The 21,652-nt window shown below is 45.5% G+C and carries 19 protein-coding genes; 10 read left to right on the top strand and 9 right to left on the bottom strand.

What is annotated here, in order from left to right:
- Positions 1 to 114 precede the first annotated feature (114 nt).
- Both J4N37_RS17465 and J4N37_RS17460 read left to right on the top strand, forming a co-directional pair.
- Positions 115 to 864 (top strand): electron transfer flavoprotein subunit beta/FixA family protein, encoded by a 750-nt coding sequence (locus J4N37_RS17465; RefSeq protein WP_252042932.1) that lies wholly within the window; start codon positions 115 to 117, stop codon positions 862 to 864.
- A gap of 11 nt (positions 865 to 875) precedes the next feature.
- On the top strand, positions 876 to 1,841 hold the full coding sequence (locus tag J4N37_RS17460; protein WP_252042931.1) for an electron transfer flavoprotein subunit alpha/FixB family protein: 966 nt from the start codon (positions 876 to 878) through the stop codon (positions 1,839 to 1,841).
- Positions 1,842 to 1,969: 128 nt separating this feature from the next.
- Here J4N37_RS17460 and J4N37_RS17455 read toward each other — a convergent pair whose 3' ends face one another.
- The 3 genes from J4N37_RS17455 to pdhA are packed head-to-tail and all read right to left on the bottom strand — an operon-like array spanning position 1,970 to position 5,179.
- Positions 1,970 to 3,112, bottom strand: coding sequence for a dihydrolipoamide acetyltransferase family protein (locus J4N37_RS17455; RefSeq protein WP_252042929.1), 1,143 nt, complete (start codon positions 3,110 to 3,112; stop codon positions 1,970 to 1,972).
- The gene (locus tag J4N37_RS17450; RefSeq protein ID WP_252042928.1) at positions 3,109 to 4,092 is read right to left on the bottom strand and encodes an alpha-ketoacid dehydrogenase subunit beta; all 984 of its coding nucleotides are present in this window, start codon (positions 4,090 to 4,092) and stop codon (positions 3,109 to 3,111) included. The genes J4N37_RS17455 and J4N37_RS17450 overlap by 4 nt, the downstream gene beginning before the upstream one ends.
- Entirely contained in the window at positions 4,085 to 5,179 is a 1,095-nt protein-coding gene (pdhA, locus tag J4N37_RS17445) for a pyruvate dehydrogenase (acetyl-transferring) E1 component subunit alpha (RefSeq protein ID WP_252042927.1), read from the bottom strand. Before pdhA ends, J4N37_RS17450 begins: the two co-directional genes overlap by 8 nt.
- Positions 5,180 to 5,816: 637 nt before the next feature.
- On the opposite strand from pdhA, the gene J4N37_RS17440 reads away from it, so the two are divergent.
- The 6 genes from J4N37_RS17440 (at position 5,817) to J4N37_RS17415 (ending at position 11,659) form a co-directional block, all read left to right on the top strand.
- Entirely contained in the window at positions 5,817 to 6,359 is a 543-nt protein-coding gene (locus J4N37_RS17440) for an NAD(P)H-dependent oxidoreductase (protein WP_252042926.1), read from the top strand.
- Between the two features lie 6 nt (positions 6,360 to 6,365).
- Positions 6,366 to 7,571, top strand: coding sequence for a NupC/NupG family nucleoside CNT transporter (locus J4N37_RS17435; protein WP_010452237.1), 1,206 nt, complete (start codon positions 6,366 to 6,368; stop codon positions 7,569 to 7,571).
- Positions 7,572 to 7,723: 152 nt separating this feature from the next.
- Positions 7,724 to 8,044 (top strand): DOPA 4,5-dioxygenase family protein, encoded by a 321-nt coding sequence (locus J4N37_RS17430; RefSeq protein ID WP_010452236.1) that lies wholly within the window; start codon positions 7,724 to 7,726, stop codon positions 8,042 to 8,044.
- A 214-nt stretch (positions 8,045 to 8,258) separates the two neighbouring features.
- Positions 8,259 to 8,879, top strand: coding sequence for a hypothetical protein (locus J4N37_RS17425; RefSeq protein ID WP_252042925.1), 621 nt, complete (start codon positions 8,259 to 8,261; stop codon positions 8,877 to 8,879).
- Between the two features lie 116 nt (positions 8,880 to 8,995).
- Entirely contained in the window at positions 8,996 to 10,348 is a 1,353-nt protein-coding gene (gene yegD, locus J4N37_RS17420; protein ID WP_252042923.1) for a molecular chaperone, read from the top strand.
- Positions 10,349 to 10,618: 270 nt separating this feature from the next.
- Positions 10,619 to 11,659, top strand: coding sequence for a hypothetical protein (locus J4N37_RS17415; RefSeq protein ID WP_045386964.1), 1,041 nt, complete (start codon positions 10,619 to 10,621; stop codon positions 11,657 to 11,659).
- A 157-nt stretch (positions 11,660 to 11,816) separates the two neighbouring features.
- Here the strand turns inward: J4N37_RS17415 and J4N37_RS17410 are convergent, their stop codons facing one another.
- Positions 11,817 to 12,152 (bottom strand): hypothetical protein, encoded by a 336-nt coding sequence (locus J4N37_RS17410; RefSeq protein ID WP_010452232.1) that lies wholly within the window; start codon positions 12,150 to 12,152, stop codon positions 11,817 to 11,819.
- A gap of 124 nt (positions 12,153 to 12,276) precedes the next feature.
- The gene (locus J4N37_RS17405; RefSeq protein WP_252042922.1) at positions 12,277 to 13,500 is read right to left on the bottom strand and encodes a DUF5666 domain-containing protein; all 1,224 of its coding nucleotides are present in this window, start codon (positions 13,498 to 13,500) and stop codon (positions 12,277 to 12,279) included.
- An 89-nt stretch (positions 13,501 to 13,589) separates the two neighbouring features.
- On the opposite strand from J4N37_RS17405, the gene J4N37_RS17400 reads away from it, so the two are divergent.
- Entirely contained in the window at positions 13,590 to 14,258 is a 669-nt protein-coding gene (locus tag J4N37_RS17400) for a response regulator transcription factor (protein WP_252042921.1), read from the top strand.
- Positions 14,230 to 15,471 (top strand): sensor histidine kinase, encoded by a 1,242-nt coding sequence (locus J4N37_RS17395; RefSeq protein WP_252042920.1) that lies wholly within the window; start codon positions 14,230 to 14,232, stop codon positions 15,469 to 15,471. Before J4N37_RS17400 ends, J4N37_RS17395 begins: the two co-directional genes overlap by 29 nt.
- A 159-nt stretch (positions 15,472 to 15,630) precedes the next feature.
- Here the strand turns inward: J4N37_RS17395 and J4N37_RS17390 are convergent, their stop codons facing one another.
- The 4 genes from J4N37_RS17390 to J4N37_RS17375 all read right to left on the bottom strand — a co-directional run bounded on the left by J4N37_RS17390 (position 15,631) and on the right by J4N37_RS17375 (position 21,595).
- Positions 15,631 to 17,556, bottom strand: a complete 1,926-nt coding sequence (locus tag J4N37_RS17390) for a TonB-dependent receptor domain-containing protein (RefSeq protein ID WP_252042919.1) — start codon at positions 17,554 to 17,556, stop codon at positions 15,631 to 15,633.
- 108 nt (positions 17,557 to 17,664) lie between these two features.
- On the bottom strand, positions 17,665 to 19,005 hold the full coding sequence (locus J4N37_RS17385; RefSeq protein WP_252042918.1) for a sensor histidine kinase: 1,341 nt from the start codon (positions 19,003 to 19,005) through the stop codon (positions 17,665 to 17,667).
- The gene (locus tag J4N37_RS17380; RefSeq protein ID WP_010452223.1) at positions 19,002 to 19,760 is read right to left on the bottom strand and encodes a response regulator transcription factor; all 759 of its coding nucleotides are present in this window, start codon (positions 19,758 to 19,760) and stop codon (positions 19,002 to 19,004) included. The genes J4N37_RS17385 and J4N37_RS17380 overlap by 4 nt, the downstream gene beginning before the upstream one ends.
- Positions 19,761 to 20,029: 269 nt before the next feature.
- Complete coding sequence (locus J4N37_RS17375) at positions 20,030 to 21,595, bottom strand: arylsulfatase (RefSeq protein ID WP_252042916.1); 1,566 nt, start codon at positions 21,593 to 21,595, stop codon at positions 20,030 to 20,032.
- Positions 21,596 to 21,652: the final 57 nt, after the last annotated feature.

The following is a 21,652-nucleotide window of genomic DNA, read 5'->3' as shown; positions in this document are numbered from 1 at the left end:
CAATGCGTTTTTTATTAGCAAGGTGATGAAAAGCAAGAGCTTTAACACAAATCTTCGTCACGCATGACCCAATTGCTAGGACGCGTATCGCTTTGCGATCTGCTAGGAGGGAATGTGAAAGTACTGGTTGCGATTAAACGTGTAATTGACCCTTACGTTAAAGTAAGAGTGAAATCTGATGGTTCCGGTGTGGAAACCAACAACGTGAAAATGACGATGAACCCATTCTGTGAAATTGCGGTGGAAGAGGCTGTTCGCCTTAAAGAAGCTGGGGTAGCAGAAGAGGTGTTAGTGGTGTCGATTGGTGACGCCAGTTGTCAGGAACAATTGCGCTCAGCGCTCGCATTAGGTGCGGATCGTGCGATTCATATTGATGTTGAACAGTCACCAGAACCGCTTGCGGTCGCGAAGTTACTCAAAGCTGTGATGGAGCAAGAACAGGCTCAACTGGTGCTTCTCGGTAAACAGTCAATCGATACGGATAACAACCAAGTCGCGCAAATGATGGCGGCACTGATGAATCGTCCGCAGGGGACATTTGCTTCGGAAGTGAAAGTTGAAGGGGAAACGGTTCTGGTTACTCGGGAAATCGACGGTGGCTTAGAAACTCTGAAACTGGATTTGCCTGCGATCATCAGTACGGATTTGCGATTGAATGAACCGCGTTACGCCTCTCTACCGAACATCATGAAAGCGAAGAAGAAGCCGCTATCGGTAATGACGCCAGACTTCTTTGGTGTGAGTGTCGAACACTCTCAGCAAGTGCTGGAAGTCATGACGCCGCCTGCTCGTAAAGCCGGTGAGATGGTTGGCAGTGTGAGCGAGTTAGTCGACAAGCTCAAAAATGAAGCGAAAGTGATTTAGGAGGCATAACCATGGAAAACAAACCGTTAGCAACCTTGGTCGTTGTGGAGCACGACAACCAATCACTTTCAGCAGATACATTACGCGCGTTGAGCGCGGCTGCTCAGGTTCAACAAGACGGTGCCTCCTTGCCTGTCACCGCCTTGTTAGTTGGACATCAATGCAGCTCAGTATTGAATGAGTTACAGTGTGTGCAAGGTATCTCGCAGATTGTTGTGATTGATGCTGCCGAATATCAGCATGCATTGGCAGAAAATCTGTCCACCTTGATTGCCGAAGTTGGTCGGGACTATTCGCATATCCTTGCCCCTGCGAGTACGTTCGGTAAGAACTTGATGCCCCGAGTCGCTGCCTTACTGGATGTTGGGCAGTTATCAGATGTGATTGCAATTGAATCGCTCGATACGGTTGTTCGCCCCATCTATGCCGGTAATGCGTTAGCCAGAGTTCGTTCGGACGATACAATCAAAGTAATGACGATTCGAAGTTCAGCGTTTGACGCAATTGCTGTGTCTGACTCACCAGTAGTCGAGAATGTCGTGACGTTAGAAACTGTCATTAAGGCAGAGCACAGTGAGTTTGTTTCACAGCAAAAAGCGGAAAGTGAAAGACCAGAACTACCTGCGGCAAATGTTGTTGTCTCGGGTGGTCGAGGGTTAGGCAGTAAAGAGAATTTCGCGCTGGTGGAACAGCTTGCCGACAAGCTTGGTGGTGCAATTGGTGCATCACGTGCTGCGGTAGATGCAGGCTTTGTCTCTAACGATTTGCAAGTTGGGCAAACGGGTAAGATTGTTGCGCCTCAGCTGTACATTGCTGTAGGTATTTCTGGAGCCATTCAACATTTGGCTGGGATGAAGGATTCTAAGGTGATTGTGGCGATCAACAGTGATCCTGAAGCACCAATCTTCCAAGTCGCAGATTATGGTCTGGTTGGTGATTTGTTTGAGATTATGCCGGAATTATTGGAGAAGGTTTAAGTTCGGTATTTTTCGGGCGTCATTCCCTAGAGCGAAGAATGAGCGAGTAGGGAATCTCTCTTTAAATTCACTCTCAAAACAAAAGGGCTTCCAATCAGAAGCCCTTTATTATTCATGAAAAACGTTTCTTAAACACTCGGTTTTCTTAGGTGCTCTGCCAGCACTTTTGTGAACCTTGCTGCTTCACCGCCGGTACATGCTCGGTGGTCAAAAGTTATCGACAGCGGCATGGCTTTCACTGCTACAGCTTGCCCGTCTCGAATTACTACTTTCTCAATGATTCGACCCGCACCGACAATCGCGACTTGTGGCGGTGTGACCACAGGCGTTGCGTAAATACCGGCAATTGCACCAAAGTTTGAAAGCGTAATCGTGGCGTGTTGTAACTGCTCACGACCGATCTTACGTTCGCGTATGCCTTGTACGGTTTGGTCCAACCAACGACGTACTTCTTGAGGCTCATATTCATCGGCGTGTCGTAGAACAGGCACGTACAAACCATGTCGACTGTCTACGGCAATACCAATATTCACCGTGCTGTGGACACAACGCGTCATGGTCTCAGCATCAAACCATGCATTCATGGCTGGCTCTTCCTGACACGCATGTACAATCGCTTGGACCAGACGAATACTGATGTCTTCACCTTGCTTCCAGCCATCTAAGACAGCTTCCTCAGTAATGGTCACTGCCGCGACATTATGGTGGGATTCCGCCATGGTCGACACCATGGTTCGGCGTGCGCCTTTGAGTACTTCCGTACCTGGGCGCTGTTTACCTGCTTCATCGTAGATATCGGCATCGACGATCAAACCATCTGGGCCGCTGCCTTTGACCAAGTCTAAATCCACACCCAGTTTCTTCGCTAATAGGCGAGCAGAAGGAAGCGCAGTGATGAGGTTATCTGGCGATGGATTGTGTTCACCACCAATCCAGAAATCGTCTACATTCACGCTGTGTGCATGTTGGGATACATTACCAACCACGGTTGCTGCATCGGCAGTTTGTTTCTGCTCTGAGACGGTTTGTTCTGCTCCCGTTTCATCGATTTCCAGAAGTAGAGCACCAATGTTGATTACGTCGCCTTCTTCGCCATGACGACTCACGATACGACCACCATAAGGAGCAGGGACGTCCACGGTTGCTTTTGCGGTTTCAACAGTAAGCACCACTTGATCGAGCTTGACCATATCGCCAACACTAATATGCCATTTCACAATTTCTGACTCAGCGAGACCTTCGCCGAGATCGGGTAAGTTAAACGTCTTCATTTCCAATCCTCCACGAGTTCGCGCGCGGCGAGCACAATGTCTTCTTCCTGAATCATGTAATAATCTTCGTTGCGGTAGTACGGCATGATGGTATCCATACCTGTGACACGTTTTGGTGGCGCTTTGAGTAGGCACATGGCATGTTCTGCGGTTCTGGCTAGCAGTTCTGAGCCGACACCACAGGTTTTGCTGGCTTCATGGACCACCAAGAGGCGTCCGGTTTTCTCAAGTGAGCGGAAGATGGTCGCGGTATCAATGGGTTTGATGCTGGCCAAATCAATCACCTCAACTTCGATACCTTGATTGGACAGCGTTTGAGCCGCTTGAAGGGATTCGACAACACACGCCCCCCAAGTCACAAGAGTGATGTCGCGACCTTTACGAAGGGTAAAGCAAGTGTCGAGAGGTAGCGCTTCGCCGTTATCCACTACTTCAGATTTCACTGTGCGATAGATACGTTTTGGCTCAAAGAACATCACCGGATCGTTGCTACGAATGGCTGCTAGGAGCAAACCGTAAGCACGTTGCGGTGATGAAGGAATGACAACCTTAAAACCGGCTGTATGAGCAAATAGAGCTTCAACACTTTCAGAGTGATGTTCTGGTGCGTGAATACCGCCACCAAAGGGCGCGCGGAATACGGCAGGGCAAGTGAGTCGACCACGAGTACGGTTACGCATTCGCGCCGCGTGACACATCAACTGTTCCAGTGCTGGGAAGACAAAGCCTTGGAATTGAAACTCTGCCACAGGTCGTAAGCCTTGCGTTGCCATACCGACAGTGACACCGCCAATAAGTGCTTCGGCCAATGGTGTATCGATAACACGCTTAAGGCCATACTTTTGTTTGAGCCCTACAGTGGCGCGGAATACACCGCCGTTGTCACCCACATCTTCGCCGAGGACGATGACATTCGGGTCGTGTTCCATTTCATGGTGCAGTGCGAGGTTCACTGCTTCAACTAACGTCAGTTCAGCCATGTTTCCCTCCCTGCATTCGCATTGCTTTGTTGATTAGCTCATCCCTTTGCGCATGAAGCTCTTGGGGTAGGGATTCATAAAGGAAGTCGAAGCCCGTTTCAGGAGCTTGATTCGGCATATTGAGATAACGTTCAACGGCGAGTTCAACTTGTTCTTTGCAGTGGGTTTGCCACTCTTGCTCTTTCTCGTTACTCCAAACGCCTTGATTGATGAGAAAGGCTTTAAGTCGACGGACGGGCTCATATTGCCAAGCCGTTTGAACTTCATCCTCGTTACGATAACGGGTCGCATCGTCGGCAGTGGTGTGATCGCTCAAGCGGTAACTTACAGCTTCTATTAACGTTGCGCCTTTGCCTTTTCTCGCTCGTTCAAGGGCGGTCATTGTTGCGTCAAACACGGCGACTACGTCGTTGCCATCCACCGTAATACCGGGGATGCCGGCGCCTTTGGCTTTTTCTGAGAGAAATTCCGCAGCGCATTGCAAACTACGCGGTACGGAGATCGCCCATTGGTTGTTGTTTACGACGAACACCAGTGGAATGTTCCATGCGCCCGCACAGTTAACGGATTCGAGGAAGTCGCCTTTTGATGTTGCGCCGTCACCACACATCACCAAGGCTGCCTCATGGTTGCCTTGGATCTTCAGTGCAGATGCAACGCCCACCGCATGAGTGCATTGGGTGGCGATAGGCACGCAGAAAGGTAAGTCTCGGCTAGGGAATGGGCTGCCTTCGGGTGCGAAGTCGCTTCCGCGCTCATCGCCTCCCCAGTATTGAAGGTTCTTTTCCATTCCTATGCCACGACACCACATGGCAGGCATGTCGCGATAGTATGGAACAAAGACGTCACTGGCTTTTAGCGCTCTGCCTACGGCAATCCCAATGGCTTCCGAGCCAAGATGCGAAGGATAGGTGCCTAATTTACCAGTGCGTTGCAGGGCAACGGCTTTGTTATCGTAGGTGCGAGTTAATACCATATCTTGGTAAAACCCGACCAAGGTTTCTAGATCAGCCCAGTTGGGTAGTTGGCTGATGAGGTTCCCATCATGGTCGATAAACCGATGCATGGGTAATGCCTGAACGTTCATCTCAAGCTCCTTTTGACGCTGCGGGTCTTTTGGACTGCAGCTGCTCATAGTTAAATCAAAGTCTGTATGGGTACTCAGTCTTTGATATCAGCGCAAAAGGTTATACCTAGGATTGCAGTTGTTTTTGTTAGTTATCGACGCACCTCTTTTCCGTCTCTCTAGCAAAACCGTGTTGTGGTAAACACAAGGCGACATCTCATACTGCTGTTTACACCGCCTAATCCAGTGATGAATCTTGGTATAACCAGATATAGTAAGTGTAAACAAATTGTTAAATTGTGCTTTGATTTGAGTTATCTTCATCAGTAAAGTTTCGCTTACACCGCACTTTTCTAGGATAAAATACTGCTTTTTAGAATTGTAAGTTTTCAAAGTTGAAGGGATTCACTGAGCTTGACATGAAAATTGTAATAAAATTGTGTTGTGAAATTTCACAGAGGATTCGTTTTAATCTGCAGGGTTTATGTATGAACTTTTGAGCTCTCTCGTCAAGGGAGGGACATTTGTCCTCTAGATTTCGCCAAGACGGCGTTACCATAAACACGAAAATTATCAATACAACAGAAAGGTGCTTTGCTCTTCCTTGTTCTTACTGGCAGTGGGAAAATGAGCGCACTAATAATTATAGGGCAACGCCATGAACGTACTCGTTATTAATGGTCATCCAAATTTGGACCGTTCTTACGCAAACTCTGAAATCCTATCCCATTTCTCTCAGAACACGAGTTGGCAGATTGCAAATGCCACAGATTTTACTGGAGATATAAAATCTGAGCAGCAACGTCTTCTTAGTTCTGATCTGGTTATTATTCAGTTCCCACTTTACTGGAGTACGTTTCCATCAGTATTAAAAGAGTGGATCGATCAAGTATTTACCTATGGATTTGCTTTTGGTCCAAATGGAAGCCAGTTAAAAAACAAAAAAGTGTTGTTTTCAATCACGGCCGGGGCGACAGCAGAATCATATTCTGAATCTGGTTTTAACTTTATGCCTCTAGAGTGTTATCAGCGAGCGTTTGAACATGCATTTAAAGCTGCTGAAATGAATATTGTCGACACCGTCGTTACATTTGAAATGAATGCCATTCCAGAGGAAGGCGGTGATGTAGAAAAAACCATCGAGTTAGCTCACCAGCACGCAAGTCAGGTTATCAAAGTCGTAGATTCTCACAACGGATAAAACATTATGCTTCAGTCATTACTTGGTATCGCCGTATTACTCGGTGTGGGCTTCCTATGCTCAGAAAACAGAAAACAAATTAGTTGGCGTGCGGTTTCTGGCGCGTTTGGAATCATCTTGGTTGTTGCGGGCTTTGTATTGGCAACAGATATTGGTGCAGATGTATTGCTATCAGTGTCTAGTGCAGTCGGCAAGGTGTTTAGCTATGGCACGGAAGGCATTAAGTTTGCGTTTGGTAGCTTAGTGAACTTCAGCGTTGATGGTATAGGGTTTATTTGGGCGCTACAGGTTCTTCCACAAATCATTTTCACAGCGTCACTGACCTCCCTTCTTTACTACTTAGGCATCATGCAGTGGTTCGTTCGAATCATTGGTGGTGGATTGCAGCGAGTGCTGGGCACATCTCGTGCAGAGTCAATGAACGCTGCTGGTAACATTGTATTAGGCCAAACAGAAGCTCCGTTGTTGGTAAAACCATACCATCGCGTACTAACACGAGCACAGATCTTCGCTATTATGGTGGGTGGCTTGTCGTCTATTGCAGGCTCAATTCTGGCAGGTCTTGCAGGCATGGGGGTTGATCTCAACTACTTAATCATGGCGTGTTTTATGTCTGCACCCGCAGGATTGATGTTCGCAAAGTTGATCATCCCTGAAACAGAAGAAACGATCGATGAAGTGCCAGAACTGCCAGATAATGAAAAACCGACGAGCTTTATTGATGCGGTAGCGAAGGGCGCGATCGCAGGCACCTCGATTGCGGCTATTGTGGGTGCGGTCATTATCTCATGTATCGGCTTAATGGCGATGCTAAATGGCGGCTTGGGTGCGATAGGAGAGTTCTTTGGGTTTAGTGGCTTAACGGTTGATGTCATTCTTGGCGTTCTATTCTCTCCTGTTGCTTGGCTGATTGGTGTTCCTTGGGGCGAAGCCATGAGTGCAGGGGCATTTTTGGGCCAGAAAATTGCCCTTAATGAGTTCGTTGCTTTCGCAAGTATGGGTGGGGTAGAACTGAGCGATCGTACAACAGCGATCATGACCATTGCTTTATGTGGCTTTGCTAACATTGGCTCGGTTGCAATGGTTTGTGGTGCACTAAGCAGCATGATCCCAGATAGAGCGGGTGTTATCGGTAAGCTAGGCATGAAAGTACTACTTGCTGCAACTCTTGCAAACCTGATGAACGCTGCAATTGTTGGTTTGTTCGTTTAGACATTTAAAATTGAGTCGAGTTGCTCTAAAACGCCACCTTGTATTATTTACGGGTGGCGTTTTTTATTGGTTATGTTATACCGATGTCTCTTGGGTGCTAAGCGATGCACTTAGGGGTATTTACCTAAAACGAACAACCAGTTGGAGAGACGATGTATCACGCTCATATCTATTATCCTTTAATCCATGAACAGAAAGCACAGCAACTGAGTGACCTCATCCGCGAGCAAAGACAAGATGTACTTCGAGTATTCCCGCTGGTGAACAGACTTGTAGGTCCTCATAAAATGCCTATGTTTGAACTACACATGGAGTCGGTAAGCGATGAGTTTGTATCATGGTTAGATGCACATCGTGGCGACTTCTCCGTGTTAATTCATCCCGTCAGTGAAGAAGAGCTTATTGATCACACTGTTCGCGCCATATGGCTTGGCCGTGAACTTGGTATTTTTGAAGATAAGTTAGACGCTTAAGCGGTAAAGTATCCCTCTCTCGGTAAGCGTGCATAAGCAATGTGTGCTAAACCTAAATATGAGGCGGTAGTTATTTGGCCACCTCATAAATAGAGATAATCATTAGTGCTTAATCAGGCGTTAAGGTTAATTTAACTCTTAATTTTTAGGGAAGTGTAGTATACGACCCCAACGCTATTGGCAATGAAAGTGACGTTTTCTGAGGGGGAGGGGTATGCTAACACTACTTCTAGTCGTACTTGCACTTTATATCTTTTGGTTGCTGTTTAGGAATGGGCCAGCCTTTGCTGAGCATGAGCCTAAGAGCGATAAAAGCTGGGTTGGGCCAACAAGCAACATAGAAGAGTGGCGCGGCTATTGTCATAATGTTGTCCAACCGTTTAGTTCTCAAACGTCGTTTTATGCCATTGCCTACTTTGCGAATTTTGTTGCTGCCGCGAATGCGATTTCATGGTCTACGGTCTACGAAGGGGATTACCCGGTTATCATAAGTCGTTTTGGCAGCTATTTTATCCTGTCAACACATGATGCGTTGCTTACCTCAGGCTTTGTTGCATTAGCTATTTTTATTATCAATTGGCAACTTGCTGTTCATTGTGCAAGTATTCTTAGCCAGTTCCTTGTAAGAGTCTTAATTATTAATCGCACACGCTTTGTCGCGATTAGTCTGGTGTTTTGCAGTTATTTTGCTTACCTACTGACCGTTGGTATCTTTTGGTTGTTTCAAGAACGTTATTCTATTTGGGATGGTCTAAAACTATCCCCGGTATTTCTCATTCTGGCGCTTTTGCTTGCGTTTGGTTTACCCTCAATGAAGCGTAAGCCTTCTAAATAAATGATGAAGTTGCAGAGAATTAAAGGGGAGTGGACAGGAAGCGGAGCTATTCGCCTGTAGCATTTGTATAAGCATTGATGTAGCATTGCCGACCTTTTTCGTCAGTGGGAGGATTTATGTACATCGGCTTTGACTACGGCACCGCAAACTGTTCGGTGGCGAAAATGGAACAGGGTGAGCCTAAGTTGCTCAAGCTTGAGGGAGCGAACCCCTACATTCCTTCCACCCTTTCTGCACCGACTCGTGAGTCGGTTTCTGAACACCTTTTCCGACATCGAGACATCAAGCCTTTTGATCAGGTCGGGGAGCAGGTGTTACGTCGTGCAATTAACTTCAATCGTGAAGAAAGTATAGACCTTGAACTTGAAGATATGGCTTTTGGTCAAGCTGCATTAGAGCGTTATCTTGCAGATCCTCAAGACATTTATTATGTGAAATCGCCAAAATCATTTTTGGGCGCATCGGGTTTACGCGACGTACAGCTCAGTTTTTTTGAGGACTTAGTATGTGCAATGATGGATAACATTAAGTCTCAGGCAGAGAACGATGCACAACAGTCAATTACTGATGCTGTGATTGGTCGTCCAATAAACTTCCACGGTCGTGGAGGAGAGGCTGCCAATATTCAAGCTGAAAATATCCTGTTACGTGCGGCGCAACGAGCTGGTTTTCGGAATGTTGAGTTTCAGTTTGAACCGGTTGCTGCTGGTCTGGAATATGAAGCTACGCTTACCGAAGACAAAACTGTATTAGTGGTCGATATTGGCGGGGGTACTACAGACTGTTCACTTATCCAAATGGGCCCATCTTGGCGCGGAAAGGCTGATCGTACAGCAAGCTTGTTATCACATAGTGGGCAACGTATTGGTGGAAATGACCTAGACATTGCGTTGGCATTTAAAAAGCTGATGTTCCCGTTTGGTATGGAAAGCAAGATGGAGTCAGGAATTGTCATGCCAACGACTCAGTTCTGGAACCCAATTGCGATTAACAATGTTGAAGCTCAAAATGACTTCTACTCGCGTGAAAATCTAGCCGCGCTGAAACTGCTCCACAAACAAGCGCAAGAGCCAAAGAAGCTTGCTCGTTTATTGGAGGTCTACCATGAATCGCTAGGTTACAACATTGTCCGCCGAGCAGAAGAGGCAAAGGTTGCTTTGTCTGAAGAGCCATCCTATCGAACTGGCATTAATTTGCTTTCTGAGCTGATTGAAGTTGATGTGTTACGTGACGAGATGATTGACGCTATTGAGTCTCCAAAAACAAAAATGACTGAGCTTGTAGCAGAAGCAGTAAACCTCGCAGGGGTAACACCAGATGCAATCTTCATGACCGGGGGATCGGCACGCTCGCCAATATTGCGTGAAGCAGTACAAACCGTGTTGCCAAATATTCCTGTTGTTAGTGGCAACTACTTCGGTTCCGTAACCGCAGGTTTGGCGCGTTGGGCTGACGTTTGTTTTAAGTAATTACTTCTTACTTCCTTTCTATGCAAACGCCTCGCTTCTTTGAGGCGTTTCTATTTCTTGTAAATGGCACACATTTCCCTAAAAGGGTGGCTGCACATTATCCTTAATTTGTTGGTAAATAGTGCAAAGTGAATAACTAATCTTCGGTTGATTCTCGTTTACTGAATTATGACAGTAATTTCGTTTAGGATACGTTACTCTCTCGCACCTTTATATCGCTCGTAGCGCCCGAAAAATAAGGGCTCTGCGGAAAAATAAGAATTTCTGATAATGAAATACGAACAACAAATCGGATATCGATATCCTAAAGGTCGATTTGCGATGGTGAGTGTTTACGCGTTCACTGGTGCAGCCATTTTAGCATCGACCATTTTTTCTCTTCTCTTGTTTTTGTCTATTGATGAAAACCCGATGATGCAAGCATTGTTTGGCGGTTTGGCAATTATCTTTGAAGCAGGTAAGTTCTACGCTTGGTATGAATATGGGGAGCGTAGAGCACACAGGAATTTTTCTGGCGCCCTGACTGCTTTAGTCTTTTATCTGGTACTTGCTGCTATTTCGATTGGAGGCAGTATTGGTGGTATTAACAGTGCGACTAATACAGCGCAAAGTCATATATCGGTAGAGCAAGCAAAAGTAGACGCGTACAACCGTCAAATCGCTTCGATAGATCAGCAGATTGAATTGAATAATTTGGCTGCTGAGAAATATATTCAGATGGAACGTATCGCAACAGGTGTTGCGCGCATTCAAGAGCAAAACAATAAGCTGCGTGAAGAGCAACAGCGATTAGCTACAGAGCGTGATAGCTTGCCTCCAGTCGCACAAGGCTCAGTGATTGGTTTGATTGACAGCTTGGCAAAAGCATTTGGTACGACATCATCACAAGCGCAGTTGGGCTTAGTTGTGTTCTTGTCGATCTTGTTGGATTTTTTTGCAGCGTTCTTTGTTGGCTTGATTGGTGAGGAACAACGTTTCCGCCATTATTTCAGACGTTATAATGGAGTTACTCTGGAAGCTATAAAAGACATTGAACCAGAACCAGCGGGATATTTGCCTCACATTAAAGAAGAGGGTGAATCTGAAGCGAACGATTCACTAGAGCCAGAAGAGCCAAAAACACTATTAGAGCAGGTGAGTGAATCACTTAAGAATCAACAAATTACGTGTACCAAGAAGGCTGTAGCGAAACATTTCAGACTCTCAGCTGAAGAAGTCGATAAGGTGTTTGAAGAGCTAAGCGAACTCGGTTTAGTCGGAAAGAAAGCCAATCACCATTATCATTGGATTGGTCAGGCTGAAGCGGCTTAAGCACCGTGAATTAAGAATGAGAGAGCGTCCAGATGGACGCTCTTTTTTGTTTATTTTAAACCGATATTCACCCAGCCTATTCATATCGTTCTGAGATTAATCCGAGATGACCTTCTTGGTGGTGTTTTGAAGCGGTTTCTTTTGTCATTTCAGAAGATTAGTCGTTGGCGAGGTCAATTTCTCTTGCGATATTCTGATCATTCATTACAACGCCATCGACCTCAATGGTTGCACCATCTAAGTTGGCTTCCTGAATACCATCAAGTTGAGTGTTGGTATCAATCAGCACGGTTTTGGTCTGGAATTCTGGCCCGTGGTCATTTTGACAGGCAAGGACAAAAGTTCGGGAGCTGGCATCGTAGCTGTTTACTAAGCCTGTACACTCAAAAGATTCTAATCTCTCAGGCGTATCATTGTTATCTGTTGCAGCAAAGCTGCTTGCTGAAGCAAAAGCGCCGAAAAGCATAATTAAAGGCAGTGTCATTTTACGCATTATTATTCCCTCATTTGGTCATACGTATCTGTATTAAAGATTGAAAAGAAAAGTTGATACGAGTAAGAGGGAGAAGCACCACGGGCGCAGTGCTTCTGGTTGTGTTTTTGGGCTTAGTGGCTTTTTAATCCTCGGCTTCCCAAGGTTCAATCTCAAGTGCAACATTAGTGTTGTTGATGATAGTACCTTCCACTTCTACGTGTTTATTGGCGATGTTTGAAAATGACAGACCATCTTCATACATTGTTTTGCCATTCACGACCACGCTTGAGTTATCTATGGTTTGGTTTAGGTCATTCCAACAGTGGTCGATATCGAAAGTTGCTTTATCCACACCGTTTACTTTGTAGTTGGATACCCAGCCAGAACATTCAAACTCATTAACGTTCCAGTCATCATCGTTATCGTCTGCCCAGTCTGGTTTCTCAAATTCTACGTGAGTTGCAACAGGTGTGTTTGCGGTTCCCAATACAGAGGTGACTTCAATCTCAGCACCTACTCCCAAGTTTGAAATCAACGACGGATTACAAGGTGCGTCATCATCACTTTGGAAGCAGGTTTTGCTATCAATTACAAATGTACCACGGTAGTTCAGTTCAAATGCACTCTGGTCTTGGTTTACCCAAGTAACGATACCTTCAACATCATTATCACCAGCTAATTGGTTGTAGTTTTCAATCTCTACATAAGAAGCATCGAAGACATTTCCATTGAAAGAACCTTCCGCTTCAACCCATTGACCTACTTGTAGGTCTGCAATGCGGTCATAAGCGACGGTGACATTTGCGCCAAGTTTGAACTCTTTCTTATTGAGATCAATGCTTGTAATGCGACCTTCGATTTCATCTTTTTCAGAAAAATCGGAGTCAAATTTCACTACTGAAAGAACTTTATATTGGTCGTTCGCTGCAGGTAGAGAAGAAACCATTACCCAGTCACCACTTTCGATATCTGACTTATTAAGTTCTGGATAGACGAGCTCAAAACCGTTAATGGTGAACTTGCCAGTGGTTTTATCAATGATCTGAATGTGACCCGTCATGGTTGGCTCTAGTGTGACAATTACGGGTGCGTTAGAGGATTTTTCTTTGCCAGAACCGACTTGTACCATCATATTAGGCTTAATCGAAGCCAGGTTGGTTTGCTTCCCGCCATACATCACTTCTGATACGCGGTAAGTGTAACCATTTACGGTGATTGAATCGTTTTCACTGTTCACAGACTCTACCGTACCGATAGCGGTACTCGGTTTTGCAGTAGGCTGGGTAGAAGAGTTACTGCTGTCTCCCGAACCACCACAACCTGATAATACCAACCCCACTGCTGCTACAAGCGCTAATTTTTTCATTATTGGACCTATTTTTGAAAGCTTCTTTATGAATTTGGTTGTATCTTATGGCGCGTATTGTGAAGTGATCGTGAAGAAACGTGAGCCCTATGAAAATTTTAATTGTCGACGATAATCACAATGTCTCAGAGACCATTGCTGATTATCTGGAACTCGAGGGAATGACCATTGATTGCGCATACCATGGAGAGGCGGCGCTAAATCTAATGCGAGAGAATCATTACGATGTCATCATTATGGACATCATGATGCCGAAGCTTGATGGCATCAGTACGGTCGAGAAACTTCGTCATGAATTCTTGTGCGGTACACCCATTCTATTCTTAACTGCGAAAGATACCTTAGACGATAAAGTGGCAGCATTTAATGCGGGTGGCGATGACTATTTGATGAAGCCTTTTGCCATGCAAGAGCTGAGCTTAAGAGTTCATGCATTGGCTAATAGAGGGCCAAGGCAAGATATAGGCACTCTAAAATTTGCGGACATAGCGCTGGATGTGAGGACTGATGAAGTTAACCGAATGGGCAAACACATTAAACTGAGTCGTATCCAAACGACCATTCTTAAATTACTGCTTAAGCGCGCCCCTGCCGCGGTATCGCGTACAGAAGTTATTGAAAACGTATGGGGTGATGAGCCACCTGGTAGTGATGCATTAAGAAGCCATATTTATGGTTTGAGAACGGCACTTGATAAAGGTTTTGATGATTCCAGATTAGAGACAATTCATGGACAAGGCTACCGACTCAAAGCATAAAGAATATCCGAGCATATATCGTAAAATCCGTTGGGGCTTTGGCTTAATGACCTTTGCAATGTTTACATTGTTTTGGTCATTGATTTACGTTGCTGAAAATAAGCTTGAAGTATTGAGTCTACACCACTGGCTTGATACTGAAGTTGAACTCTACAAAGACAATTACCAAAAAATGGGCTGGGATGCACCGCTACCTAATGTAATGGAGTTTGATACCTATTGGAGTGAAGCTCCCACACCAAGTTGGTTATTATCGTTTAAGTTCCCAGGGTTTTATGAGTATTTGCTAGGCGATGAAGACAAGCACTTTGTGGTGTTTGACCATCCTTCAGGAAAAGGGGTGATGTACATTGTTTTTCAAGATGACTCCGATGATTATCTTGATGAATACGAAAGCTCGTTACATCAATTTACCTTCCTGTTAGGCGGGGTGTTTTCAGTAATCATGGTGGGATATGGCGTTTATATGGTGCGTATTCTGTCTCGTCCACTGACTAAGATTGAAGATAAAATTGCTTATATGCCGCCAGATCAGCCAATGTTTGAAGTGGATACCAATTTTAGTGAAACACGCCATATAGAACAGACATTACTGGACAGTAAGAATGAAATCGCGGGTTATTTTCGCCGTGAGCAGGAGTTCAGCCGTTTTGCATCGCATGAGTTGCGTACCCCAATCATGGTAATCAAAGGCTCTGCTGATATTCTCAGTCGGGTACCAGAGCAGCCACGGGTGGCACAGAAAGCAATAACACGAATGCAGTCGGCTGGTGAAGAAATGCGAGTGCTGACAGAGGCGTTCCTTTTACTAGGCAAAGAGAAAATTGAGCCACAACATTACGGCGACCATGAATTGCTCTCATGCCTTAATAGACAGTTGGAAGAGCTAGCCCCTCTGTTTGCTAAACAAGGTGCGGAGTATCAGCTAAAAGAGAGCACCAGTGGTGTAGCACATGCTCCGGAAAGCTTTGTCACCATTGTGATTAATAACCTGATTAAGAACGCGTTCAGCTACAGTGTGGGTGACATCGAGATCGAGCTAGATAGTACAGAGTTAGTTGTGACAAATCGTCACGATGGCAATGAAACATACAACGCTGGATATGGGTGTGGCTTAGTGATTGTGCAGCGTATCTGTGAGCGAATGGATTGGCACTTTGAGCTAGAAGACGATGGAGTTAGGTTTACCGCTAGATTGGGCTTTGTTTCCTAACTTATCCTTTAATTGTACTCCTTTCAAATCAGGTCTATAAATCTGGGTGACCCTATCTTGACGTATAAAGAGAATGCGCGTTCATAACCCAAAAAAATGATGCCGCTAACTTATCTTAGCGGCATTAAGAGGGTAACCTCTCCTTTTTATTCTTCGCTTTTAAAATGCATAGGTAATATTGAATCGGAAATCACGCCCCGGGCTCGCATAACCTTGTGCTACTGGGCTTCCGATGTATGCCATGTATGAGGCATGGTCGAAGTAGTACTTATCAAAGATGTTCTTCACCGATAGGGTTAAGGACAGTTCTTCATCAGTGAGCGGCATCCAGTATGCGTAAACATCGTGCACACCATAGCCTGGCTTTTCTGGGTGAACGGTTGGATCCGCTACACCGGTCAAGCGTTCAACAAATCGTGCGTTCCAGCCAAACTCAAGGGTTTCCATTGGTTGGTAGATCAGATCAAGCACCCAAGTATCACCAATCGATGTTCCTAATGTAGAGTCTTCATCTGAAAGCGGAGTACCGTTTAGCTCTGGACGGGATTGGTTGTAACTCAATCGGGCAGACACATCAGCAATCGCATAACCTAAGTAAGCGGTAATACCTTGGTTATCTAAATCACCCACATTGGTGTAAACCGCACCTTGGTTTGTTACCACGTCTTTGATGGTGCTATCGAAGAAGGTGACGCCAGCAAAGAAATCATTGTATTGGTAATTTGCCCCCAGCTCTAGGTTACGTGCTTCTTCAGGCTTACGATTTGGGTCGTTTTCGCGGTAGTCGATAACAAACAGTTCTTTGATTTGTTGACCACGGAACGCTTCTGCATAACTAGCAAATAGGTTCAAACCTTCCAACGCATAGTAATTAATACTCACGTTAGGGCTAAAGCCGCTCGAATCAAAATCTTGATCCATGTTATCAGTAAGCTCATACCAGTCATAACGAGCTCCCGCGGTAAGGATGATGGTTTCTGTTAGCATCCAATCATCTTGGACAAACAGACCATAGGCTGTGCCTTTTTCTTCATCATCCTTTTTACCATCGTAGTTGGTTTCAAATTCCGATTTGTCTTTCTTGTAATCCAAGCCATAGAACAAAGTGTGGTCAGTCAATTTACTCGTGTTGAATATCTTTATACCAGTAGTCTGGATCGAACCATCACTGGTGCCCCAGCGGGGGTGATCTTTATGAGCTAAGCGACTATCGGTGTAGTAGAGCGTGGTGTCTAAATTAAACAATTCGCTTGCTGCGTATTTGTGATTCAGAGTAAAAGTAGAACGATCGGTTTCTTGATCGAGAGGCGCATTTTTAAAGCTTGGCTGGAAGTGAGGGCGATTTAAACGTCGACCATCATCATTGCGGTAATCGTAACTGATAGATAAGTAATGTTCGTCATTCAACTGACCAGAAAGCTTTAGAAGCGCAATTTGTTGCTCTAACGCTGTGTAGGGTTGTTCCTGACCTTTACCGTCTTCGATGTTATCGCCGTCGACGTAACCAAATGAAGCCAGAAGACCAAGCTGATCAGCGACTTCTCCGTATAAACTTGCTGAAACCTTGTAACCCTCATTATTGGTGTAATAACCGCCTTTTAGCATCGCACCATAGGTTTCACCTGCGGCAAGGAGATCGTGTGCATCTTTAGTGGTGAACTTAATCGCGCCACCGAGTGCACCTGGTCCGTCTGTTGCACGACCTGTACCTGCACTCACATCAACTTGCTTGAGAAGTTCAGGTTCAATAGAGAGTCGACCTTGATGGTGGAATAGGTTGCCGGATTGCTCTGCACCGTCGATAGATACATTCAACATTGTATCTTCCAGGCCGCGGACATAGATCTTTTGAGAAACACCAGAAGAGCCACCGACGCTCACTTCTGCATCTTTACGGAAAATGTCATTCAAATCTTGAGCTTGTGATTTGGCGAGCTGGTCGGAGTCTATCGTAATATCGATTCCTTCCGGGGTGTGTCCTAGCACCTCCATCACTTCAATGTCATCCTTGGCGAACGCTGATTGTGATGCAACCACAAGCGCGATGGTGAGTGGGCTTAGCTTAAATACGGTTGAAGCAGACACCGTAACCTCCATTGTTAATGAGAATTATTATCGAGTGAGATTTTGGTGATTCTTCCTCTTTGAGTAAACGAATTTTACAACTGTTACAATCCTTTTGAGGAGCCGGAATTAGCGTCGTTTAGGTACTGAAATATCCATCGTCAATCCCTTTTCTTCTGCGTTGTAAGCGATAACCTTGCCGCCTACTGCTTCGATATGGCGTTTAGCGAGTGCGAGACCAACCCCAAAGCCTTTTCGGGATGTGACTTGGTTATTCGCCTTGAAGAAGGGTTTGAAGATTTGTTGATACAGACTAGGGTCGATACCCGGACCAGAGTCGCTAATCAAGATTTGATAATGATTGGATTTGGTGAGAACGCGAATGTCTAACGTTTCTTTTGTTTGCGTGTATCGCAGACCGTTACGAATGATGTTCTCCAAAGATTGGCTCAGCGCCATTTGGTTTGAGTCTTGTAGAGGAAGAGAATGCTCTTGCAGCAATGAAACCTGTTTATCCGGGTATTCAAAACGCGCATCTTCTACGATGATTTCAATCAGCTCGGCGAGATCAAACGACTCGGTTCTTAAGTTTGGTTGCTCATTTTCAATCCATGCAAGGGTCAGTGTGTCTTCGGCGGTCGCTCGCATTTTTTTAGTATCGCTTTTGATTCGCTCTAACATCTGCTCACGTTCGATATTTTTATCTACGCAATCAATTGCCATCTCAATTCGAGCGAGTGGGGTACGTATCTCGTGTGACATGTCTGCGATCAGGTTGCGGTTGTGTTGAATCACACCTGACGTTCGTTCCGCCATTTTGTCGAAAGTACGAGCGACTTGGCTAATCTCGTCGTCGCCTAGTTTCATTGTATGCCCAATACGAGCAGAGTAATCGCCCTGACTGAAGGCTTGGCTGGCAAGATGAAATTGCTGCAAAGGGCGCATAACATATCGGTACAAATACACAGTCAGTGCTAGCAGAGAAAGAAAGGGAATAACAAAGCGAAACAGCCAAAACGCATGAGACATGTAGGTTCCCGGTCGCATTCGATCAGGTAATAGAATCAAAAAATGGTACCCGAATGGAGAGAGTGGGACCTCCATAATTGGGTTATCTGGGAAATCGAGGTGAATCTTCCACTCTACACTTCGACCAATTCCATAACCTTGCCAAAAACGTTGGTTGAGCGGGTTCCCTCCTTTCACGTCAAGATGGGATTGCAACACGGTTGCCCAAGTTGATTCTTTGATAGCAAGCTCTTCCAGCCAAACATCAAGTCCGTGCCAATCTTGTTGGTCAATGAAGGTTTGTGCGGTATTGCCCCAATCTAAAATTTGTTGACGATGAGACTTCTTTAAATAGCTCATTTTCTCGTTAGAGAGGATGGCAGCACTATGAATCAGAGAGAAAAAGATCACCACTCCAAGGGATAAGACGATAAATAGCCGCCAAAACAGCATTTTTTTCATTTAAAAATGTATCCCTTGCCATGAACGGTTTGGATGCGGTCGTTAGACATGCCTTCTGCGATGAGGCGCTTGCGTACTCGGCTTAAGTGCATATCAAGAGCACGGTCGTATTGACTGAACTGACGCTCTAGAACGGTTTGATAGAGAAAGGGTTTACTTAACACTTCACCGCGATGTTCGATTAAAGTCCAAAGTAACTTGAACTGAATCGGTGTGAGTTGAACAGGTTCCATTTCTGGGCGGTAATGAAGCGTAACGGAATGCGTCTGCTTACTGAGAAGAAGCTCTCTATCACTGAGTTTTGTAGCAGAGTTAGGTTGTTGAATCAGTTGGGTTCGGCGCAGTATCGCTTCAACACGTAAGCTAACCTCGGTGAAGTTACAGGGTTTAGTAATGTAATCATCAGCACCACATTTAAGACCTTGAATCCGATATTCTTCCGCACCGTAAGCGGTGAGCATGACAACGGGGGTTTGCGACTGCGATCGAATCACATTGAGCACTTCAAATCCATCAAGGTTAGGTAGGTTCACATCTAAAATCACCAAGTCGAACGTTTGTTGATGAAATGCGCTTACTCCATCGTCACCACTGTACATAGAACTCACGCTGTAACCTTGCTCCTTGAGTAGTTCTGTGAGTTGAAGGTTGAGGTCGGGATCATCTTCAACTAACAAAATAGAAGGAGCAGTTGAGGGAGCACTAGACGACCAGTTTTGATGAAAAGTGCTAGCGGCTGACGTTGGACTGAACATGTTGATGCATTACTCATTATTTGATAATGCGAACTATTATCAAAAATCAACTGATGAAAATCAATGTGCTGAATGAGAAAGCTATCAGTTATTAGGAATAGAGCGTCAAAGTGCGACCTAATTAGAAGTTTCGTTATCGGAGAGGGAAGTGATGCGAACGTGTGATTTAGGACGGTTAATTAGTAAATAAAAAGCGGCGAGTGGATGAAAAGTGAACAAAAAGAAAACCCACCAAGGCTGGTGGGTTTTTTCGGTAGTAGCAAAAGAAACTATTTCATTTTCTTAACTTCTTGCTGAAGTTGTTCTAGCTGTTTCATTTTCCCTTGTAGGCCAAGAGATTGGTAGCTAATTGATGCAGGGTTCATCATTTGACCTTGCTGCATTGGGTAATCCGGTAGTGTCTTGAAGAACTCACCTAGCACGTCTTGGATAGGTACGAACAACCACATGTTGTCTGCCATCCAGCGTAAGTACATACCAGATTCGTGTGGCGCTTTCTCGAATGGGTCAGCACGTAGGTGGATGATCTTCGGCCAGTTTGGAGCGAAACGAACCGCATCCGTGATGTTACCTTCTAGTGTAGCGAAGTGCAGTTTCCAATCGTTCCAGCGAACTGCGTTGAGCTCGCCGTTTGCTGTGAAGTACAGTAGCGATTCACGTGGACCTTTCTCTTCTTTACCTTGGAAGTAAGGCATGAAGTTGTAGCCATCAATATGTACGCGCCAGTCTTTGCCGTTTGCCTGGTAGCCTTTAGCCAGTTTCTCTTTCACGTCAGGAACGCCTGCTGCTGCCATCAGTGTTGGTAACCAGTCTTGGTGCGCCATCATTTCGTTGATCTTAGTACCTGGTTCGATTACACCAGGCCAACGAACAAGCTGAGGAACGCGCATGCCGCCTTCCCAAGTGGTACCTTTTTCACCGTGGAAAGGTGTTGCACCGCCGTCAGGCCAAGATACGGTCTCAGCACCGTTATCGGTTGAGTAGATCACGATAGTGTTGTCAGCGACACCTAGCTCATCTAATTTATCCAGTAGAACACCCACTTGATCATCATGCTCTAGCATGCCATCCGCGTAGATACTGATACCAGATTTACCTTGGTACTTTTCTTGTAGACGAGTCCAAACGTGCATACGGGTGGTGTTGTGCCAGATGAAGAAAGGCTTGTCTGCTTTTACGGCTTTTTCCATGAACGCCAATGACGTTTCTAGGAACTCTTCATCCGCATGCTCCATACGCTTGCGCGTCATTGGGCCAGTGTCTTCGATCTTACCGTCAGCAAATGACTTGATTACACCACGAGGACCGTAGTTTTTACGAAACTCAGGGTCTTTCGGGTAGTAGTATGTTTCTGGTTCTTCTTCAGCGTTTAGGTGGTAAAGGTTACCAAAGAACTCGTCGAAACCATGATTAGTTGGTAAGTGTTGGTCTTGGTCACCCAAGTGGTTCTTACCGAACTGAGCTGTCATGTAGCCTTGCCCTTTTAGAAGGTCGGCAATGGTTGGTGCCCAGTCTGGAATACCATGAGTTGAGCCTGGCATACCGATTGTAAGCAAGCCAGTACGGAACGGTTCTTGGCCTGTGATGAATGATGCACGGCCGGCAGTACAAGATTGCTGACCGTAGTGATCAGTGAATAGTGCACCTTCGTTTGCGATACGGTCGATATTCGGGGTTTCGTAACCCATCATACCTTGGTTGTACGCACTGATGTTCCAGTAACCAACGTCATCACCAAAAATCGCAAGGATGTTTGGTTTGTCTGCCGCCACTGCTGCGCTTGAGGTTGCCAGTACGCCGAGACCGACAGCCAGCTTGCTCATTTGGTTAGCCATAAAAACTCCAAATTGGTTGAAAGTTGGAAGAGAAGCACAGGTACTACCTACGCTTCG

The organism is Vibrio sp. SCSIO 43153 (genome assembly GCF_023716625.1).
Classification (GTDB): domain Bacteria; phylum Pseudomonadota; class Gammaproteobacteria; order Enterobacterales; family Vibrionaceae; genus Vibrio; species Vibrio rotiferianus.
The sequence above is the reverse complement of the archived record's forward strand: the minus strand, read 5'-3'. Positions and strand labels throughout refer to the sequence as shown.

Bases quoted from the DNA above. Each gene is read 5' to 3' on its own strand.
- J4N37_RS17460 (WP_252042931.1), top strand. From the start codon at position 876: ATGGAAAACAAACCGTTAGCAACCTTGGTCGTTGTGGAGCACGACAAC.
- J4N37_RS17455 (WP_252042929.1), bottom strand. From the start codon at position 3,112: ATGAAGACGTTTAACTTACCCGATCTCGGCGAAGGTCTCGCTGAGTCA.
- J4N37_RS17450 (WP_252042928.1), bottom strand. From the start codon at position 4,092: ATGGCTGAACTGACGTTAGTTGAAGCAGTGAACCTCGCACTGCACCAT.
- pdhA (WP_252042927.1), bottom strand. From the start codon at position 5,179: ATGAACGTTCAGGCATTACCCATGCATCGGTTTATCGACCATGATGGG.
- J4N37_RS17440 (WP_252042926.1), top strand. From the start codon at position 5,817: ATGAACGTACTCGTTATTAATGGTCATCCAAATTTGGACCGTTCTTAC.
- J4N37_RS17435 (WP_010452237.1), top strand. From the start codon at position 6,366: ATGCTTCAGTCATTACTTGGTATCGCCGTATTACTCGGTGTGGGCTTC.
- J4N37_RS17430 (WP_010452236.1), top strand. From the start codon at position 7,724: ATGTATCACGCTCATATCTATTATCCTTTAATCCATGAACAGAAAGCA.
- J4N37_RS17425 (WP_252042925.1), top strand. From the start codon at position 8,259: ATGCTAACACTACTTCTAGTCGTACTTGCACTTTATATCTTTTGGTTG.
- yegD (WP_252042923.1), top strand. From the start codon at position 8,996: ATGTACATCGGCTTTGACTACGGCACCGCAAACTGTTCGGTGGCGAAA.
- J4N37_RS17415 (WP_045386964.1), top strand. From the start codon at position 10,619: ATGAAATACGAACAACAAATCGGATATCGATATCCTAAAGGTCGATTT.
- J4N37_RS17410 (WP_010452232.1), bottom strand. From the start codon at position 12,152: ATGCGTAAAATGACACTGCCTTTAATTATGCTTTTCGGCGCTTTTGCT.
- J4N37_RS17405 (WP_252042922.1), bottom strand. From the start codon at position 13,500: ATGAAAAAATTAGCGCTTGTAGCAGCAGTGGGGTTGGTATTATCAGGT.
- J4N37_RS17400 (WP_252042921.1), top strand. From the start codon at position 13,590: ATGAAAATTTTAATTGTCGACGATAATCACAATGTCTCAGAGACCATT.
- J4N37_RS17395 (WP_252042920.1), top strand. From the start codon at position 14,230: ATGGACAAGGCTACCGACTCAAAGCATAAAGAATATCCGAGCATATAT.
- J4N37_RS17385 (WP_252042918.1), bottom strand. From the start codon at position 19,005: ATGAAAAAAATGCTGTTTTGGCGGCTATTTATCGTCTTATCCCTTGGA.
- J4N37_RS17380 (WP_010452223.1), bottom strand. From the start codon at position 19,760: ATGTTCAGTCCAACGTCAGCCGCTAGCACTTTTCATCAAAACTGGTCG.
- J4N37_RS17375 (WP_252042916.1), bottom strand. From the start codon at position 21,595: ATGGCTAACCAAATGAGCAAGCTGGCTGTCGGTCTCGGCGTACTGGCA.